Here is a 19,014-nt window from a genome sequence, read left to right as displayed (position 1 = left end):
GACCACTCTCTCCTTACATTTCAAATCGAAGCGAAGCCCGCTACTCTTGGATCTTGATCTTCTGAATGTCCTTCCAGGACAAGCCGTGATTGTGCGAGGAAGCGTACTTGGTCACCGTCATATTGAACAAGCCTTCCGGAAATGCGGAGAACGTCTTCACGTCCGAAGCGGAAGGCTTCGCCAGCTGCTTATAGCCTTCCAGCGTCAGCGCCGGAGACGATGCTTTGACCTCGCGTACCCATTGGTCAAACTCTTCCTGCGAAGTGGATTTCACGTCAAAGAACATCTTGGCAAAATCTTTTCCGGTAAAGTTCGCACCCGACCCCCAGTATTGGCCTTGCTCATCCGCTTGCAAATAAAGCGTCATCGCCATGCCGGACATCGCGTACATCTGCCCGCCGAGCTGCGGAATCCAGAACGAATTCATCGGCGCATCGGCCGTAATCTCGAAGCGGACCGGTACACCCTTCGGGATCTGGACGTGGTTCACGGTCGCGATTCCCTGCTCGGGATATTGGAATAACCATTTCCAGTCCAGCGAGGTCACTTGAACGGTCAGCGGTTTTTTATCCGATACGAGCGGCTTGGACGGCTCCAGGGCATACGTGCTCTTTATGGTAATGATGCCCAGAATGGTAATGATCACGATCGGAATCCCCCACCAGATCGTTTCCAGCGTCGTGCTGTGCTCCCAGTCCGGCCTATATTTCGCTTTTCTGCCTTTCTTGTCCCGGTAACGCCAAACGATGATTGCCGTGAGCACGAGGACAGGCACGATAATAATGCAAGTCAGCACCGTGGAAATCACCATTAAATCCCGCTGCTGTTCGGCAATCGGCCCTTTCGGATCGAGCACGATCATGTTTTCCGCACACCCGGTCGTTGTCAAGAGCAGCAGCGCCAGCATAGATATGGACGCGAACCAGCGGAGCGCTTGGGGTGTCTTCATGTTTCTCATCTCCTATCGCATTGCGTGATTATGATCACGCCTTACTTTAATGGGGAACGGTAGAGGTGTCACCATCCACTGGCCAAGTCAAAAAACCGACCATGTTCAACAAAATGAAACAAATCCGACATCGTTTCTCCATAAAAAAAACTCTCCCTAGCTTAGGAAGAGCTAAAGCTTTGTATCTTTCGATGCTTCCAAGAGCGGAAGGCGATATCCGTCAGCACGGCAAACAAGACCGTCGCCAGAACATTATGGAGAAGACTTGTAAATAGATAAACATTTTCGTTGTTCATCGTTGCCGTGAGCAAGCTGCCGCTGCCGATTTGTCCGGTAACGAGAACGAGCGCATAGACGGCACCCGTCCGCAATGCGGAAGGCGGCCGCTTGGGTGTGACGCGGCGAACAAGCGCGTAGAAGGCGGCAATAAATATGAACAGGACAGCGGCGGCAACCCGATGTGCGAAGACAATCCCCGAAGCTCCGGACAAGTAGGGGATCAGCTGCCCATTGCATAACGGCCAGCCCATACAGCCGCCATCCGCTTCCATATGACGGATGTAGGCTCCCAAATAAACGACGCCGAAACAATAGATCCATATCCCCCAGGCTACAGGGTAAACATAGCGCGGGATGGAAGCAGAAGGCACCTTTTCCGTCCCTTTGTTCATGCGGTAACTCCAAACGACCAGCAGCATGCTGCTGGCAACCGCCAGCAACGATATGCCGAAATGAAGCGCCATCACGGCCGGCTGTTGCGGCCATTTCACCGCCGCAGCTCCCATCAAGGCCTGGACGATCGTAAACAGCAGCGTTCCGCCGGCATACACCAAAGCTTCCCGGTGATGCTTGAGACGCCGCCACGTATACAGAAACGTCACAAGAACAACGATTCCTACGATCCCGGTAACGATACGGTGCGAATACTCGATCATGGACTCCAGCGTATAAGCCGGAATAAACTTCCCGCTGCACAACGGCCAGTCATCTCCGCAGCCGCGCCCGGAACCGGTCTTTGTAACCAAAGCTCCGGCCAGGAGCACAAGAAACATGCCGATGAACGAAGTCCACGCCAACAAGCGGTAACGGAAAGATATCAATTGAAATCACCTCTTCTGTTCGTCTCGCACGATATCGTAACGGAAGGAGGCGGGAGCGTAACCATCCATTTCGTTTCTTTTTGTTCCAGCCAAATGGACACCAAGACGTAAAAAATTAACCGTATAAACTGGATCGGTGTAATGAAAACGGATTGGATGGTTACTTGCAAAGGAGGCGGACTTACATTAAGAAAGAGGCTTGGAGATTTTATACCACGAGGTGATTTGTCATGTCTGAAAGCAACATGGAAGTTAAAGCGCGAAAAACCATTCAGCATATCCATCCTTATACTCCGGGAAAGCCCATTTGGGAGCTGCAAAACGAGCTCGGTTTAACCAAGGTCATCAAACTGGCCTCTAACGAAAATCCGCTAGGCCCTTCTCCTAAAGCGTTGGAAGCCATTCATTGCTCCTTGGCGGACATTCATCGTTATCCGGATGCCAGCACGTCGAACTTAAGGCAGGCTATGGCCTCCAAGCTAGATATGAAGCCGGAGCAATTCATCGTGACCAATGGCGGGGACGAACTGATAACCCTTGCCTGCGAAGCGTTTTTGGAGCCTGGGGATGAAATGATCGTACTCACTCCGTCATTCAGCGAGTATGAATTCGGGGCGCATCTTATGGGGGCAACCATCGTTACCGTACCGCTCGGGGAACAATTCGCCTTCGACATGGATGCTATTATCGATGCGGTCACGGAACGCACCAAAATTCTATGCCTCTGCTCCCCCAACAACCCGACCGGCACGTATTTGTCCAAATCGGTCCTGCATCATCTGCTGGATGTTCTGCCAAAACATATTCTAGTACTGTTCGATGCGGCATACAGCCAATACGCCACAGCTGAGGATTATACCGACGGGCTGGAGTTTGTCCGTGCCGGGTATCCGGTTCTCGTGCTTCAGACCTTTTCCAAAATATTCGGATTAGCGGGCTTGCGAGTCGGTTACGGAACGGCTCCCGAAGTCATTATCCGGCAGCTTCTCAAGGTGAAGGAACCGTTTAATGTCAATGCCTTGGCGCAGGCTGCGGCCACCGCGGCTCTTCATGACGACGAGCATCTTCGCTTGTCCCTTCAAACGAATACGCGAGGCCGCGAGCAGCTTTACCGCGCCTTCGAAGAACTGCGCCTGCCGTTCATCGAAAGTATGAGCAATTTCGTGCTGGTGGAGCTTGGATCGAATGCCAAGACCATTTATGAACAACTGCTTCACAAAGGGATTATTGTCCGCTACGGCGGCACCTGGAATCTTCCCTCCCATGCTCGCGTTTCGGTGGGAAGCGAATCGGAAAACGCCGCCTTTATTCAGGAGTTAACGGAGATCCTGCATCGTATTGCAATACGTTAGATCCAGCATAAACCGATCCAGACGAAAGCCAGCGTTAATAATACGAGCATATATTTGTACTGTATGTTCACTTTCTTTTCAAGGCCTTGATTCAGTCCGAATGCGAGAACGCCAAGCATCAACAGGAAGGTGAACATAAAGACGATAATCACGAAGGACCACTCGTTCGTATTTATGATCAACGGCAGCAGCCCTGTTGCAAGCGACGGCGCGAGGCTCGATTTTTTTTGCAGGCCAAAAACGGTCAAAAAAGCACGACTCCAATATCGTGCTAGAGCTTGATGAGAAAGTGCTCAATAGAGGACTATTGTTATCGCCGACTCGGCTTTATCTCCCTGCATTCGGTCAGTTTTGCTTGCCAGCGGTTCGTACCACATCCTGCTTTTTATCGTTGACGATCGGTTGAACAGATCCGCGGCTGTAATGGCCTGTTACATCGAAATCATAGCGGCTCGGTACAACCCGGGAAAGATCCGGCGTTGCCATAAGGATGCCTTCCTGGTTTTGCTGCATCAGTGTCGTGAACAACGGTGTTCTGTGATGATCCAAGTCCATCCTTCCTTTCAGTTGCGTTTCCCAGTGGATCAAACCCGAATATAACGTCTATGCTTCGGCGAGTAACCATCCATCCCGCTTTTTTCTGTACCAACCGCTTCCCCGGCGAACCGGATTGGTATATGACTTCACCAATTGGGTGGTTACTTTTGAGGAAAAATGATTTACATTCATTAGCATGCATCGGATCGTGGGGAGAACGGAGGTGGAATGCTGTGCTTACAGAGGATACGTTACGCGGTGTGATGGTTCCCGTCGTTACGCCTTTTGACCACAGCGGGGAGTTGGATATCCGGTCGTTTGAAGAATTGATTCGGCGATTGGTGAGCAAGGGCATTCACGGATTGATCGTCAATGGAACGATAGGAGAATCCCCGGTGCTGGAACCCCGCGAATTCGAAATCCTGATCGCCGCTGCGCGCCAAGCTATCGCAGCAACGCGAGCCATCCCGCTGATTGTTGGAACAGGTGCAAGCAACACATCAGCAGCCGTTAGAAGAACGGCGCAAGCCAAATCTCTTGGCGCACATGCCGCTCTCGTTGCCGCGCCCGATTACCATTTTCCATCGCAGCAAGCCGTCATCCGGCATTTTCAAGCTCTAGCCGAAGCGGACCTGCCCATTATTTTGTGCAATCCCCCTCATCGTGCCGGAGTCGCGCTGGATCCGGAAACGGTAAAGATCATTATGGGAATGGAGCATGTAATTGGTCTGAAAGAAGGTACAGGCAATATAAGGCGTATGTTTCGGCTGGCCCGAAGCATGTCCAAGCCGGTCTTATGCGGGGAGGATAAGCATTTTTTCGCTTCTCTGTGCTTTGGCGCCAAAGGTGGCATTATGGCAAGCGCCAACCTGGATAGCGAGCAGTTTGTGCAGGTGTACGAGCTTTTCCGGGCAGGAAAAATAGACGCTTCCTATCAGTTGTTTCACCAATTGCTGCCGCTTGTTCAATTTCTGTTCTCGGAGCCGACTCCCGCGCCATTAAAATGGCTCCTCACTCAACGCGGATATATCCGCTCGGACCGACTCCGCCTGCTCGAAGGAAGCATGTGGAAATGATCCGGCATGCGGGCCCAAGGCAGGTAATTACACCATGAGGAGGCATTTTACATCATGCAAACGACACTGTATTTAACCCGGCACGGTCAAACGGAATGGAATTTGAATAAGAAAATGCAAGGCCACCTGGATTCTCCTCTGACCGACTACGGGATGCGGCAAGCCGAATGGTTGAAGGAGCGCTTGGAGAATATCCAATTTGATGCCATTTATTCCAGTTCCAGCCCAAGGGCAGTCAGCACAGCGCAAATTCTTTCGGGAAATCGTCCGTTACCAATCTCAACGCTCGATTCGCTCAAGGAAATAAATATGGGACTGTGGGAAGGTCAACAGATCGACTGGATTCAACAACAATTTCCCGTTCAATACGATCTTTTCTTTAACGATCCGCATTTGTACCGGCCCACTGGTCATGGAGAAAGCTATTCGGAATTGCTCGAAAGAACGATCCCTGCGCTTAACCATATCCTTGCAGAGCATCAAGGCCAGCAAGTGCTTATTGTAACTCACCGGATCACTTTAAAAGTCATCATGAGTTATTTTTTGGGGAAGCCGCTGCATGAGATTGGAAGCATGCCCGATATCCACCCGACAGCGTTATGCAAAATGATTATGAATAACGATGTGCCCAAAGTCGAATTGTATGGCGACACCTCTCACTACCGGGAATAATCCACCCGGCCAAGCTCGCTAAAGCATTCGAAATCAAGCGGCGGCGACCGGAACGTTTTTACTGCGCGTAAAAGCGGTATTCCTGGAAGCTGCCGACTTCATGATTCCTCGGTATTTATAATATGTTTAATTTCATTATCTTCGGATATGTTTTGTAAAAGTTGCTTTAATGCTCCTGGGTATATCTTCATGTTGTGTAATTCTTGTAGTTCAATCCATTTATAGACGATCCCTATTTCTTTTTCCAATCCAATAAATTCTTCCGTACGAATCGTTATTTCCGCTTCCTCGGAATTTACCAAATAATAGATCCCATGTTCGTGAAGATTTTTCTCACCATAAGCATTGAAATTTTCAACGATCCATAGCAATCGGGCAACTTTAACATTCAATCCTAACTCTTCGGCAAATTCCCGAATAACCGTCTTGCCCGTCTCCTCGTTGATTTCTCCTCTGCCGCCAGGCAATACCCATGCATTGCCTTTCTTGGTCTTATGCAGCAATACTTTATTTTCCTTAATCAATACTCCGGCAACGCGAAGCAAAAACTCCTCATTCTGATTCTTTATGGTTATCGGCATACCTTAATGTCCTTTCGTTTATGGTTTCGGATTGTCCGTCATTGATTTCACTAGAAACCGTATTCTTCGTTCGTTTCTGCGTCACCTTCTTCATGGATTGCCTTTAAAAATAATCCAAATGCTCCTAGATGATCTATATCTATTGTAATTACTAGATTTCCATGAATCGTATTCGTTGCAAGCATAACTCCATCTATTCGCAAAAATTTGTCCAGCCTGTGTGCGCGCTCGAACTGAAATGAATTGGATTCACGAATAAAAATTGGATATTTTTGTAAAATAAACCCCGATTTTATATGATACTTGCTCTTGTATCGTCTGCTTTCGATGCCTGGATTTCATAAAGAAAAAAAGCCGCTATCGAGCGACAGCGGCAAGATTTTAAGACACCGAAATCATCCTATTTTTGAGAAAATGCCACAATTTCTTCCGCTTTGACAATAATCCGCTCGCCGACAGTGGCCAATCCCTTGCCGAGCAGATACCCTTTTCTTCGTTTGGTCACTTCAAAATACAGATCCAACCGGTCTCCAGGCCGGGCCAAGGAATGCATCTCGACTTTATTAAGCGAGGATAAAAACGAAATTCCTGTTTCATCTGTTGCGGTAAAAGCGCTCAACTGTGCCAATGCTTCCACGACAAGCGCATGAGGCATATACGGACAATCTTGAGAAATAAACCATTCATTCCACGTGACGTTCTTGTAGGCTTTGGCATATACGGACTGTTCGGCCTCGACAATTTTATCAATAAAAAGGAACGGGTAGCGATGCGGCAGCACATCGGGAATATGGATCATGTGTTGTTCAGCTCCTTGCGAATCAATGTCCCCGCCATTTGCGAACAGCCAAACATACGTTGTGGCCGCCGAATCCGAACGAATTGCTTATTGCCGCCTCAATTTCCCGTTCCTGGGCCACATGAGGCACAAAGTTCAATTCCGGATCTTCCGGATCGTCGCAATTTAACGTGGGCGGCACTTTGCTGTGATTCATGCTTAAAACGGTGGCAATCAGTTCGACGGCGCCTGCTCCGCCCATCAAATGCCCGGTGATCGATTTGATCGAGCTAATGGCCAAGCTCGGAGCGTGCTCGCCGAATACCGTCTTGATCGCATTGATCTCCATTTGATCGTTGAACGGAGTGCTTGTCCCGTGCGCGTTAACGTAGCCGACCTCTTGCGGCGACAGTCCTCCGTCCTTCAAGGCGATTCGGATGGCTTCCGCAGCGCCGAGCCCTGTCGGATCAGGAGCAGTGATATGGTGCGCATCCGTCGTACATCCATAGCCTACCAATTCGGCCAGGATCGGAGCTCCCCGTTTCAAAGCATACTCCAGCTCTTCAAGCACCACGATTCCCGCGCCTCCGCCGATGACAAACCCGTCGCGATTGCGGTCGAACGGACGGCTCGCTCGTTGAGGCTCATCGTTGCGTCTTGACAGGGCATGGATATTCGCAAACGACGCCAAATCCAGTATACCAAAATTGGATTCCGAACCGCCAGCAATCATGACGTCCACCGTACCGTACTGGATCGCACGCATCGCCTCGCCAATCGAATTGCTTCCTGTCGCGCACGCCGTAACGACGGCGTAAGACGGACCTTTTGCCCCTAATGCAATCGAAATTTCCCCTGGAGCGGAATTAATCATCATCGATGAAACGTAATACGAGCTCACCCGTTTGGGACCGTTCCGAAAGAGCTTATTGAAATTCTCTTCCACAACATCCATGCCGCCGGCTCCGGACCCGACAACGACGCCAACGCGCGAGGCATTGGTTTCATCAATGCGAAGCTGCGCCTGCTCCACGGCTTGCATGGCTGACGCCAAAGCAAACTGGGTGAATTGCGCCATTTTGTTTGCATCCTTTTTGCTCATGTATTGCAAAGGATCGAATCCTTCGACCTGCGCTCCGATTTTTGTCGGTATGTCTTTCGTATCAAACAGGGTGACAGGACCGATCCCGCTTTTCCCCTCGATCAACGATGTCCAGAATTCATTCACATTCAATCCTACCGGCGTAATTGCTCCTTGTCCCGTGATCACTACACGTCTCTTCAACACGATTCCCACCCTCTGTCGCAGTATTCTAGCTCGTTATTTTTCGTAAACTGGAAAATCGCCGTAAATATGCCGGATCTTATCGTGCACATCCTCAATCGCTACGGGAACGATCACCACGACCAGCTTGTTCGCTTGATACCGGGCGAAAGCCAACCGCAGTTTCTCGCTCAACTCTTGCTTCTCTTGAATGACGATTTGTTCCACGCCATCATGCTGCATGACGTTCATGTGCTCGAGCGGCGTTTCCGATACGAACCGGAACGGCTCTCCCGCAAAATCCAGTTGATTCAGTTGATACTGCAGCCAGCCGTAGCCTCCGTTGTTCATCACGATGTAGATAAGCGGAATGCGATACCGGACAGCCGTTATCAGATCGGACTGGAATAGGTTGAAGGCCCCGTCCCCCACAAGCGCCACTACGGGACGGCGATCGGCCAGACTTGCTCCGACGGCCGCAGCTGCGCCGAACCCCAAGCTGGTTTGATCGCTGGGAACGATGGAAAAACGTTTTCCCGTAAACCGGTAATACGGGTAAAAATACGACCACATATCCTGAAGACCGTTTTCTTGCACAAGGATGCAATCTTCCGGAAATTCCGCCTGCATGGCATCCAGCACTTCCGACACATGAACATGGGGCATCGTCCCGACTTGACGGAGATACGCCTCTTTGCTGCGGAACGCTTCTTCTTTGCAGCTTGCGATTCGAGAGAGCCAATCCCGATCGGGCTGACGATGGAATCGCGACAACCAGTGCTCGACCGCCAAGTACCCGTCCCCCAGCACCTTCACGCCACGGTACTGATGCGAGAAATCGTCCAAATGGACATTCACCTGAACGATCGGCGTATGCGCAAGCATCACATCCCACTCGAATGTCGCCGTTTCCTCCAGCCGGCTGCCCAGCGATACAACGACATCGGCTTCCTGCCATACGGTTCTCATGCTTTTATCCGTATACAGACCCGCTACCCCGCAAAATAAAGGATGTTCCTCATCGACCGCTCCCCTGCCCGATGCGGTAGTAAAAATAGCTGCACCCAATTTGACGGCTAACGACTCAATAAGCCCTTGTGTCCCCAGTTTCATCCCTCCGCCGACCAGAAGCACCGGCTTACTTGCTTGCGATATCGTATCCCAAGCGGTGTCGAGATCACTAGTCGAAGGGGAGCTGCTCAATCTTTCCAGCGGTTGGAACGGAAGGTCTACCTCCACGGCTTGATCCGCGATGTGTTCCGGCAGTTCAAGATACACCGGGCCTTTTCCCCCGTTGACGGCCATAAACGACGCTTTCTCCAATGCCCATACCAACCGGTCCTGATGCTCGACCCGATACGCCCATTTCACCAGAGGCTTGACCAACGAAAGCTGATCCGCTTCCTGGAAGGCCTTCGTTCCCAGCTTATCGCTGCCGGTTCCAAGCGCAATCAGCAACAAGGGGGCTCCCAGATGATGAGCTTCCAGCAATCCTGTTACCGTATTGGTGAGAGCCGGCCCTTTCCCCACGACGCATACGCCCAATTGACCGGATGTCAGCGCATAACCGGAGGCCATGAATAAACTGTTCCTCTGGTCTTTGCAAATGATCAACCGAATGTCCGATGATTGAAGCGAGGACAACACCTTCAAATCGTCGCTGGGCAGGCCGAATATCGTTTCCAGGCCCAGAAATTGAAGATAGCGGACGATGACGTCCCAGGCCGCCATACGTGTTTTCATACTTCGATCCTCTTTTCGGAAAGGAATTCCGCAACAACCTCGGAAATCAGAATCGGTTTCGAGACCAGCTGCATATCGTAGAAAATATAGTTCGACATCGTTCCGTGCCCGCCGAACGCTTTATTGCCTTGCTCCACGTCCTCCAACGTTTGGTTGATCGTAAGCGTATGTTTTCTGCGCAGCTTGTCGGCCAAATGCTCCGAGCCATACAAGCTGCACCCCATGGCGCGTTCGCTGAAGTAGCTGGAACCGATCAATTTCATGAGCTGCTCATCGTTCGGGTAGCTGACGACATTGAATACCGGAGAGAAGTACTCCGCAATTTCCAGCCGGTCTTCCAGCTTGCTGTATAAAATTGTCGGCTCCATCTTCTTCGTGCGAAAATCAATGCCCCCGCCATAAATGATGTATTTGTCGTTATTATTAAAATACTCCGACATGGCCGTCAGGATATCTTTATAAAAAATAGGCGAATAATTCGCGTTCGGATCGTCATTGGCTCCGAAGGTCAGCGCTTTCACTTTTTCCAGCAGCAGGTTTTTAAAGCTCTCCGCAATGTCTTCGTGTGTCAAGATAATATCCGGTCCCAGGCAGTCTTGTCCCGAATTGAACAGCCTCATCCGAATCACATCGTCGGTAGCCAGCGACAAGTCCGCGTCAGGTCCGATAATGAACGGATTGATGCCTTGTCCGAAAAAGATATAGAGCTGCTCTCTTTTGATTTGCTTCTTGATTTGCTCCGCGTTCGAATAGGTGCCCGTAAAAACAACGATATTGGCATTCCCTACGGAATTCTCCATAAAAACCTTTTGACTTACTTTAAGATTGCTGATCGGCAGCTGGTGTACCTCCTTCAGCTTGTCATGCAGCAGGCCGACATATTCCGCGACGTGCGAGGAGGCTCTGAATTCGATTCGGCCTACGTATAAAGAAGGGATTAGCAAATACAGCGCATAGGAATATAAAATCACATTGGAGGGCATAAAGACGGCCATTGAATCCTGGCAAGCCGGACGATACGTCTCCACTTCCCGCATTGCGCCTTGCAAGGTTTGAATGGTTGAATCGATCTCGGCATTGGCCGCCCGATACGACGAGATATTGGACAAAATACTTAAAATTTCGTTTCGATGGGTCGTCAAGTAGTCCACGCACTTTTCAATGCTTTCGTATCTTTCGGCAAAAAAAGTGTTTTCCTTCGTTCCCAGATTGATCGTCATCGCTTCGCTTCTCCTCCATTTTGTTTATTGGGGTATGAAAATAATTTGTGAATCACACCTCTTGTGCTATAACCCGTTCCTGGGCCATACGCTCAAGCTCCAGGCGATCAAGCTTACCGTTCCGGTTCAAAGGGAACTGGGTGACAAGCAGCAACAAATCGGGATACATGTAAGTGGGAAGCATTCGGTTCAAATTTTTGCGGAATTGGGGCAATTCTTGCGCCGATTCGTTTTCGACGAATACGACGAGCAGCGTGCCTTTTTTCTCGTCGTCCAAGGGAACGACACAGGAACGGAAGCCTAACCGGCTGATTTGATTCTCGATATAGACCGGAGAGAACGTATATCCCATTCGGTTGATGGACTTGCCGTTCCGGCCGATCACATGAAGGTTCCCTTCTTGCAAAAAGCCCAGATCGCCCGTCCTGAACCATCCGTCTTGAATGACCGAGCGGGTAAGCTCCTCCTGATGGAGATACCCCTCCATGCATCCGGGCGTACGTATCCAGACCTCGCCGACTTCGCCCTCATTGCGCTCGATACCGTGTTGATCCCGGACGCTAGTCTCCACTCCGGGAAGAGGCCTGCCGCAGCCTTCGGGATTTTCCAGCGTCCCCAAGGTGACATTGCCAAGCTCGGACAATCCGTAGCCGTTCAGCAGGCGGTGGCCGAATACCTCCGCGAATTTCTCCTCCAAATCCTTCGTCAGAGGCGAACCGCCTACACACCACATGCGCACCGAGGTATTTTTCACTTGCTCCAATTGATCCGGTTTTCTTAATAACATACGAATAAAAGCGTAAAAAGCAGAGGGATTTGCATCAACGACAGTTGCTTTTTCTTTGATAACACTGGTGACGATACTCCAGAGATTTTTATGGTTGCTAATGATCAAGGAGCATTGCGTCAACCACCATGAAAAAATAAGGGAGATTCCGTAAAAATGGGAGAAGGGAACAATGGGGAGCAAACGATCGCTCGACACATAGTTCATGGCCTCTACGGATAACTTGATATTGTCCATAAAGGATCGGCCCGATTTCACTATGACTTTGGGCTTGCCTGTCGTTCCCGAAGAGAAAAGAATCAGCGCATCCTTCATTTCCGTCCACTTATCGATATGTATCGGCGAGGGACTTACCTCCCCGGCCCAATATTCATAAACCGCCTCCTCCTGAATCATACTTTCGATGATTAAAATCGTCGCGTCCGGGATATCCGCAGCCACATCCGTCAAGATGCAGCTGGCCCCGATATCCGCATAAATTTGACCCAGCTCGTCCGCCTGGACTTGCTCATCCACCACAGCGATCGAAACCGCAAGCTGACACAAGGAAAACAACGCCACAATGAACCAATACGAATTTTCCGATTTCAGAATAACTCTGTCACCCTCGGAGAGTCCTCGAACGCCTAACATTCGAGAGAACACTTGAACATCTTTTTCAAACCGATCCTTGTTGTACGTATGGCCAGGAGTAATGATCTGACTTTCGGATTGGGCAACAATCAATATAATTCACTCCTATGATCTTTTGTCGGTAGGACGAATGACCAGACTCTGTCTTCGACGGTTTTAAAGTATTCCCCCTTTTCTTCGTACTACATGCCGACAATATGGTAACCGGCGTCGACATGGATCACTTCTCCCGTAATCCCTCTCGAAAGCCCGGAGAGCAGGAAGAGTGCCGTATCGCCAACTTCGGAGGCGTCGATGCTCTTGCGGAGCGGCGTTATTTCTTCGATCTTTTTCAACATCGTATTAAAATCTTTTATGCCGTAGGCGGCTAAGGTACGAATCGGCCCCGCGGAAATCGCATTAACCCGAATGTTAAATTGTCCGAGGTCGTTGGAGAGGTACCGTACCGAAGCTTCCAGCGACGCTTTCGCCACCCCCATAACATTGTAATTTTTAATGGCTCGTTCGGCCCCGATATAGGTCATCGTAACTATGCTTCCGCCTTCCGTCATTAACGGGTAGATTCTTTTGGCGACCGCTGCCAATGAATATGCGCTTACTTCATGCGCTATGCGAAAGCCCTCCCGCGATGTTTCGACAAACATCCCGTCCAAATCCTCGCCCTTGGCGTAGGCCACACTATGAACGTATCCATGCAGGACACCGACACTTTCTTGCAAAATTTGCCCTAAAGCGTCAATTTCTTCGTCAACGGTCACGTTACAGGCATAAGCTTCGGCTCCTGGCAAGGTCGCAATCAAACTGCGAACCCGCTCTTCCACCCGCTCGTTTTCATAGGTGAAAATAAGCTTAGCCCCTTGACTTGCCAAGGATTGCGCCGTTGCCCAAGCGATGCTTCGATTATTGGCGACACCCATAATCAAAATATTTTTTCCGGTTAACAGTTGAGAAGCCAAACGACTCACCTTCCAATGTTGAGATGATATCCTTGTCAATATCAAGGAGTTGAGAACCATAATTCAATGATTTGAAATATTTCCACCATGAACCTTTTGTCATAATATTTACCATAATAGCATGAGGAAATTAATTTGAAAACTGTTGATATGCATCTTTTTTTATAAATTTTGTTAATTTAATTAAATATTAGGTCTTTCGATTCCCTTCAAAAGTGATTGGGTAATCACGCGATGCTCAATTGAAACTTAGGGCCTATGCGAAAATCAAACTCCAATTTACAATTATTTCAAATCGTCGCGCACTAAAGCTCCAGTATGGCAAAACCATGCAGCCCGAATTATTACCATAATAAACCTTATGAAATATTTTTTACCACAATGGTATGAGGTAATGAAAATGAAAATAAATGAATATAAAAGTTTATAAATTCAAGGACTTAAGGCCTGATCTAAAAGCAATAAATAAAGAGAATCGTGTTTTTAATCGACCTTTTTAGACAAAAAAAGCTGTACCCTATTCTATAAGGAGCAGCCTGTTTGCGAGATTATCATAATTTATTCATGGTCCGTTTTACTGTCTATCCGAATCTTTTGGGAGCATAATATGACTTTCTTTTATCTTGATATTTTCTCTCCTTCCATTCTGTTCCTATACTCTTGATTGATAAATTCCTGGAGGGCGCTGCATTTTAACACTTGCACGTGACGTAACGTCATGTTTTATAGTATAGTTACCGGTAAAACAGATGCGCAACAAAAAAGAGGTGATTATGAAACGACTTTGGAAGGTGGGAGAGCTTGCTAAGCTCACGGGACTCACGATACGAACATTGAGGTTTTACGATCAGATCGGCCTGTTTTCTCCGTCGGCGCATTCCGATTCGGGGCACAGGCTGTATAACGAAGCCGACCTGTCGAGATTGCAGCAAATTTTGTCGTTAAAAGAGCTCGGCTTATCGCTGGAGGAGATTAAGTCCGTCGTAACCGGCGGGCACTTCAGTCCGCTAGAAATCGTGTCGCTGCAAATCGCCCGTCTGAAAGAAACTATCCGGATGCAGCAAAAGCTTGTGTCTGAATTAGAATATGTTTCCAAACTAATGCATTTGAGACAACCTGTGACGGTCGATGATTTTACAAAATTATTGGAAACGATGAAAAAGAGCCATGAAAAAATGATCCTCGAACGTCGGATGACTTGGGAGAACCACCTGGACCTGCTGGGCGACATCCTCGACAAGGATGCCGACGAATCGAATCAAGGGAGCTGAAAATGATGAACGAACGATCTACCGTGCATAACACTTTCGTCGTCGAACGGGTGTATAAAGCCTCGCCGGCAAAGGTTTTTGCCTACTGGGCGGACCCTCGCCTGAAAGAACAATGGTTTTCGAAAGCGGATGAGTTTGACTTCCGTGTCGGGGGTGGAGAAAGCAGTCAAGGAGGGCCTCCCGGCGGACCGGTATTTACCTTCTATGCCCGGTACCACGACATTGTGCCGGACGAGCGCATCGTTTACACCTATACTTTGGATATGGGCGAGACGCGGATTTCCGTTTCCGCAACGACCGTCGAGTTCAAGCCGGAGGGCGGAGGCACAAAACTGATTTTCACCGAGCAAGGCGTCTTCCTGGACGGCCACGACACGCCGGCTCTGCGCGAACACGGTACCAAGGAGATGCTGGACAAGCTGGGTGTGCAGTTGGAGATCGGCTAACCTACTTTAACATGCAGAGGAGGAACGGGCATGACGGAAAACCGTGCGGCAAACGACGAAATCATCGCAGCGGAAGAATACGAATTGGTAACAACGCGGTTAATGAATGCATCCCCTACTCTCGTTTACGAAGCCTGGACAAAACCCGAGCATTTGGCACAGTGGTGGGGTCCAAACGGGTTTACGAACACGTTTCACGAATTTGATTTGCGGCCGGGAGGAATATGGGAGTTTGTGATGCACGGACCGAACGGAATGGATTATGACAACAAAAGCGAATTTGTCGAAATTGGGCCTGACCGGATCGTGCTGCGGCATCTTTGTGCACCTCATTACCAGCTCACAGCAACCTTCGAGGATCTTGGCGGCAAAACCAGACTGACTTGGCGCCAGCTTTTCGAAAACGCTGCCGTATTCAACGCCATCAAGAAAATCGCACTTCCAGCCAACGAGCAAAATCTTGACCGGCTCGAAGCGCATTTGCAAAAGATGTCCGTCTGAGAACCTGAGTACCTTTTCCGCGAGATCGCGGCCGGCCGAAAGGCCGGTTTTTTTATGTGCAGATACCAAAGAACGTAAAACAGCAGGACCACAGTGTTACGCTATGCTAAAATAACGAATTTCTTATCTGTCAATTCATATCACGACTTCTTGTTCATCAAAATCAACATTACTTTCTATGTTCTCCAGTGGTAACTCGCCCTTGGCTAAGTTAACGAAATGCCTTAGCAATATTGTATAAATATTCTCGTCTTCAATACACTCGGCATCAAAACTCCACACATCATAAGACATTCGAATTTCGTTCATCTAATAAATCAGCACCGATTACGGTTATAAGTAAATAAAAAGGATTTTCCTCATAACTTTCTCTATCATAATGAACTAACAAGTTATTGATTAAAGTGCCTGAATCATCTGTAAAAGTAATTCCTAGTCCAAGTAAAACATGAATTTGTTCTTCTAGTGTTGGATTAGTTTTCTTAGCTCGTTTAAAGAAATGAAAATCAGTTCTATTCCCCTTGTAGGTTACCTTACTTTAAAAAGCTATCGACCTTGCTAAAATTAAGTTATCTGAAATCTCTACTTTATCCTTCCAAGTATACCGATTCAGATAATACCAATCTCGACAATCACTTATAGATATTTCATTTGGAAGTAAAAAGAATTCATGGTTTAAGCTCATGTCATCACCTGGGATCTTTTCAATTATACACCCGAGAGGCCTAGACCATGCGGCTCCACTATTTAGGTCTCTCTGGTTTTTTAAACCAGACCTTTCCCTTTCAATAGTTTAAGTTTATTTTGGGGAACACATAATTCTAGGTCACCGTTCTCTACATCTAAATCTTCTCTATCGACATATACGACAAAATCATCCGTGATGTTTTTGAAGTAAGAATTCCACTCGTATTCATTTAATTTCAGTGAAACCTCGTTCATAATCTCAGTACATCTTATCCACCACTCAGCTTCATACCATTCTCCTTCATATCCACCCGATTCTCCACATATTTCCAGTAACCTTTTCAGCTTCTCTTTAAGCAATTCATCATTTAAGTCATTTTGATGCTTCACTGGCTGATCTCCAGAATTCCAAGCTCCCCAAATACCCGCTTCATCTTTCATTTTGTTTCGTCTTGTTTCGATGCCAAGTTGGATGAGACCAACTAATGGGTGTGAATCACTTCGATAAAGCGCAATGTAGCAGACTTTGTCTTCTATTGGAACCTGTATTTCTTTCACTGCATCCGGAATTAATGTAATTAACATATCAATAATTTCAGATTTCATGGCATTCATTTCAGACATTTTTCATTTCTCCTGTTCTTAGTATCACAAACCCTCAACATCTAACGTTTGCAGCGTTTAGATTGTGTAAAAGAAACTGTCTGCTTGATACGACTTTCACGAGCTGTCATTAAACTAAAAAATGAATGACCTTGTCCGCTACTGCCCTGGTTATCCCGGTCTCAAAACTTGTTTCCACCAGGTGATCGTCTAGCTCCCCCATCTCTTCTTCATCGTCAATAATCACAAACCTGTCGACTTCCAAACCAATATTCAAAATTTGGTTTAAATACTCTTTAATTTCTTTGCCCCGTATTGCCCCTTCGATAATTGGCGTCATGCCAACTACATTATTTATTCCGTTGATTTCAAAAATAGATTGTAATTGTTTTAAAGTTCTACCTTCTCTCCAGGACGAGCTGACTACAATCTTAGCTTCAGTTCTTTCGAGTATCTCTTGTAAACTCCTGACGCATGCCGGATCAAACTCATGTCCAAAATATTTCTTGCTCTGCACCATATGTCTTGAAGTAACCAGTACCCCATCAATATCCAAAAAAATTATTTTCATTGTTTACCTCGAATTTTTACCGGATGTTTAAGGTTCGCCGCTGCCTTTCCAAAATCTCTTCTCCCATTCTAGCACACTTTTTTCGATGAAAGTCCTTATTTTGTCGGACAGGCTTCTGGGGTATAATAACAACGAACATGGAAAATGGGAGGAAAAAATCCGATGACGGAATCAGCGCAAGAGTCCTTGTCGATCGAAGAAATCGAATCGAAATTGGGAATCGTATTCCCCACTAGCTATAAACAAATGCTTCAGGACCTCGAAAACAGCGATAACGGCTGGCTGAAAGAGTACCGGTTGGAGGACTTTAACGGGTACACGGAGTGGTCGATTCGCTTCATCCGGCCGTGCTTGTCCTACATGGATAGTATCGAGATGGTGAACGAATTGGTCCCGGAACCTTATACAATCATTCCTTTCGCTTGGAGCGTAAGCAGCGGCAACTGGCTCGTGTTCGACTACCGAAAGGCGAATGCGGAGCCCCCGATTATGTATATTGATCATGAAATCGCGGTAGTTAAAGAGGATGCAGAAGAATGCGCAAGGGAAGTCAATAAAACGGTAGAAGAAGTGTTAGAAGAAAATTTGACCGCTTTATGCGGCTCATTTGAAATCTTGCGCGGCGCATTGCAGCTGCAGGCAGACTAGTCGCCAGCTTGGCCAATAAATAGCAAAGGCCCAATTTCATCAAAAAATTGGGCCCGCGTGCATTCAGGCAAGCTCTTCCTGCACAATTTCGATTTTTTCTCCCTTGTTATTTACGATATTTATCCCCAGCGCATCATATCCGTTGCGCTTCGCCTCGTCAAAATCGACTCGTTCGCCGTTAATCAATTCAAGCAGCCCGTCTTCGTCCACATCATCCGCAAATTCTTCGTCCCAATCGACATTATAGAAAGCCGTGATGTAAACCTCAAAGGTATCCTCACCATCTTTGCCCAGATAGGGCAATAAGGGCGTCCGGTTGTTTTGCTGCTCGGCCGTATAGGTATCGCATAACATGGCGTTATAACCGTGTTTGCAACCGTCGAACAGAAGGTAACGTTCACCGTCAACCGGATCCTCGGCAACAATCAGTTGAGGAGCGAAATCGGTCACTGCAATCAGGTCATCCATCAGCTCTCCGTAATAATAAATACGAAACTGGGTCCGGCCTTCTTTTGTCTGCAATTTACCTGTCCATTCTTGCTCCATCCATGTTTCCGGGTTTTCTGCTATGGTAATTCCTTCAAGATAAGCTGGTCCAGAGCGATGCGATTTTTGGTTAGACATATGCTGCTTTCCTTT

General features: G+C 48.0%; 20 protein-coding genes and 1 pseudogene. 7 read left to right on the top strand and 14 right to left on the bottom strand.

Translation table 11 applies throughout. The features are described from left to right. Nucleotides 1–40: 40 nt before the first annotated feature. Complete coding sequence (gene cyoA / locus KQX66_RS15870) at nucleotides 41–949, bottom strand: ubiquinol oxidase subunit II (protein WP_216793821.1); 909 nt, start codon at nucleotides 947–949, stop codon at nucleotides 41–43. A 161-nt stretch (nucleotides 950–1,110) separates the two neighbouring features. Further along, nucleotides 1,111–2,049, bottom strand: a complete 939-nt coding sequence (locus tag KQX66_RS15865) for a COX15/CtaA family protein (RefSeq protein WP_216793820.1) — start codon at nucleotides 2,047–2,049, stop codon at nucleotides 1,111–1,113. A 230-nt stretch (nucleotides 2,050–2,279) separates the two neighbouring features. Between KQX66_RS15865 and hisC the strand changes: the two genes are divergently transcribed. Beyond that, entirely contained in the window at nucleotides 2,280–3,401 is a 1,122-nt protein-coding gene (hisC, locus tag KQX66_RS15860) for a histidinol-phosphate transaminase (RefSeq protein ID WP_216793819.1), read from the top strand. Here hisC and KQX66_RS15855 read toward each other — a convergent pair. Both KQX66_RS15855 and KQX66_RS15850 read right to left on the bottom strand, forming a co-directional pair. Further along, a pseudogene (locus KQX66_RS15855) lies at nucleotides 3,401–3,622 on the bottom strand (hypothetical protein); the annotation flags it as partial. The gene hisC and the pseudogene KQX66_RS15855 overlap by 1 nt on opposite strands. A gap of 124 nt (nucleotides 3,623–3,746) precedes the next feature. Further along, on the bottom strand, nucleotides 3,747–3,950 hold the full coding sequence (locus KQX66_RS15850) for a hypothetical protein (protein ID WP_253957192.1): 204 nt from the start codon (nucleotides 3,948–3,950) through the stop codon (nucleotides 3,747–3,749). Between the two features lie 221 nt (nucleotides 3,951–4,171). Here KQX66_RS15850 and KQX66_RS15845 point away from each other — a divergent pair, with 221 nt between their 5' ends. Beyond that, the gene (locus KQX66_RS15845; protein ID WP_308647240.1) at nucleotides 4,172–5,014 is read left to right on the top strand and encodes a dihydrodipicolinate synthase family protein; all 843 of its coding nucleotides are present in this window, start codon (nucleotides 4,172–4,174) and stop codon (nucleotides 5,012–5,014) included. 54 nt (nucleotides 5,015–5,068) lie between these two features. Then, nucleotides 5,069–5,686, top strand: a complete 618-nt coding sequence (locus KQX66_RS15840; RefSeq protein WP_216793818.1) for a histidine phosphatase family protein — start codon at nucleotides 5,069–5,071, stop codon at nucleotides 5,684–5,686. Nucleotides 5,687–5,784: 98 nt separating this feature from the next. On the opposite strand, the gene KQX66_RS15835 is transcribed toward KQX66_RS15840, so the two are convergent. From KQX66_RS15835 to fabI, 7 genes are all read right to left on the bottom strand, one after another. Then, the gene (locus KQX66_RS15835) at nucleotides 5,785–6,267 is read right to left on the bottom strand and encodes an NUDIX hydrolase (protein WP_216793817.1); all 483 of its coding nucleotides are present in this window, start codon (nucleotides 6,265–6,267) and stop codon (nucleotides 5,785–5,787) included. Nucleotides 6,268–6,667: 400 nt separating this feature from the next. After that, complete coding sequence (locus KQX66_RS15830; RefSeq protein ID WP_216793945.1) at nucleotides 6,668–7,063, bottom strand: 3-hydroxyacyl-ACP dehydratase FabZ family protein; 396 nt, start codon at nucleotides 7,061–7,063, stop codon at nucleotides 6,668–6,670. A 25-nt stretch (nucleotides 7,064–7,088) separates the two neighbouring features. Continuing rightward, nucleotides 7,089–8,333 (bottom strand): beta-ketoacyl-ACP synthase II, encoded by a 1,245-nt coding sequence (gene fabF, locus KQX66_RS15825; RefSeq protein WP_216793816.1) that lies wholly within the window; start codon nucleotides 8,331–8,333, stop codon nucleotides 7,089–7,091. Between the two features lie 33 nt (nucleotides 8,334–8,366). Then, nucleotides 8,367–10,052: a thiamine pyrophosphate-binding protein gene (locus KQX66_RS15820; RefSeq protein ID WP_216793815.1), complete on the bottom strand. Its 1,686-nt coding sequence runs from the start codon at nucleotides 10,050–10,052 to the stop codon at nucleotides 8,367–8,369. Beyond that, nucleotides 10,049–11,272, bottom strand: coding sequence for an aldehyde dehydrogenase family protein (locus KQX66_RS15815; protein WP_216793814.1), 1,224 nt, complete (start codon nucleotides 11,270–11,272; stop codon nucleotides 10,049–10,051). The genes KQX66_RS15820 and KQX66_RS15815 overlap by 4 nt, the downstream gene beginning before the upstream one ends. Nucleotides 11,273–11,324: 52 nt before the next feature. After that, nucleotides 11,325–12,785, bottom strand: coding sequence for a class I adenylate-forming enzyme family protein (locus KQX66_RS15810; protein ID WP_216793813.1), 1,461 nt, complete (start codon nucleotides 12,783–12,785; stop codon nucleotides 11,325–11,327). Between the two features lie 89 nt (nucleotides 12,786–12,874). Next, the gene (fabI, locus tag KQX66_RS15805) at nucleotides 12,875–13,648 is read right to left on the bottom strand and encodes an enoyl-ACP reductase FabI (RefSeq protein WP_498047052.1); all 774 of its coding nucleotides are present in this window, start codon (nucleotides 13,646–13,648) and stop codon (nucleotides 12,875–12,877) included. 773 nt (nucleotides 13,649–14,421) lie between these two features. Between fabI and KQX66_RS15800 the strand changes: the two genes are divergently transcribed. From KQX66_RS15800 to KQX66_RS15790, 3 genes are read left to right on the top strand one after another with little or no spacing between them, the layout of a single operon-like run. Then, a complete protein-coding gene (locus KQX66_RS15800) occupies nucleotides 14,422–14,919 on the top strand; it encodes a MerR family transcriptional regulator (protein WP_216793811.1) in 498 nt (165 codons plus the stop codon). Between the two features lie 5 nt (nucleotides 14,920–14,924). Beyond that, the gene (locus KQX66_RS15795; RefSeq protein WP_216793810.1) at nucleotides 14,925–15,365 is read left to right on the top strand and encodes an SRPBCC family protein; all 441 of its coding nucleotides are present in this window, start codon (nucleotides 14,925–14,927) and stop codon (nucleotides 15,363–15,365) included. A gap of 30 nt (nucleotides 15,366–15,395) precedes the next feature. Beyond that, entirely contained in the window at nucleotides 15,396–15,866 is a 471-nt protein-coding gene (locus KQX66_RS15790) for an SRPBCC family protein (RefSeq protein ID WP_216793809.1), read from the top strand. A 765-nt stretch (nucleotides 15,867–16,631) separates the two neighbouring features. On the opposite strand, the gene KQX66_RS15785 is transcribed toward KQX66_RS15790, so the two are convergent. After that, on the bottom strand, nucleotides 16,632–17,177 hold the full coding sequence (locus KQX66_RS15785) for a hypothetical protein (protein ID WP_216793808.1): 546 nt from the start codon (nucleotides 17,175–17,177) through the stop codon (nucleotides 16,632–16,634). A 109-nt stretch (nucleotides 17,178–17,286) separates the two neighbouring features. Next, nucleotides 17,287–17,727: an HAD domain-containing protein gene (locus tag KQX66_RS15780; protein WP_216793807.1), complete on the bottom strand. Its 441-nt coding sequence runs from the start codon at nucleotides 17,725–17,727 to the stop codon at nucleotides 17,287–17,289. A 162-nt stretch (nucleotides 17,728–17,889) separates the two neighbouring features. On the opposite strand from KQX66_RS15780, the gene KQX66_RS15775 reads away from it, so the two are divergent. Beyond that, nucleotides 17,890–18,375: an SMI1/KNR4 family protein gene (locus KQX66_RS15775; RefSeq protein ID WP_216793806.1), complete on the top strand. Its 486-nt coding sequence runs from the start codon at nucleotides 17,890–17,892 to the stop codon at nucleotides 18,373–18,375. A gap of 63 nt (nucleotides 18,376–18,438) precedes the next feature. On the opposite strand, the gene KQX66_RS15770 is transcribed toward KQX66_RS15775, so the two are convergent. Next, nucleotides 18,439–18,999 (bottom strand): hypothetical protein, encoded by a 561-nt coding sequence (locus tag KQX66_RS15770; RefSeq protein ID WP_216793805.1) that lies wholly within the window; start codon nucleotides 18,997–18,999, stop codon nucleotides 18,439–18,441. Nucleotides 19,000–19,014 lie beyond the last annotated feature (15 nt).

Origin of the sequence: Paenibacillus oleatilyticus (assembly GCF_018998565.1) — a bacterium.
In the GTDB taxonomy this organism is placed as follows: Bacteria; Bacillota; Bacilli; order Paenibacillales; family NBRC-103111; genus Paenibacillus_G; species Paenibacillus_G oleatilyticus.
This window is presented reverse-complemented; position numbering and strand designations above follow the sequence as displayed.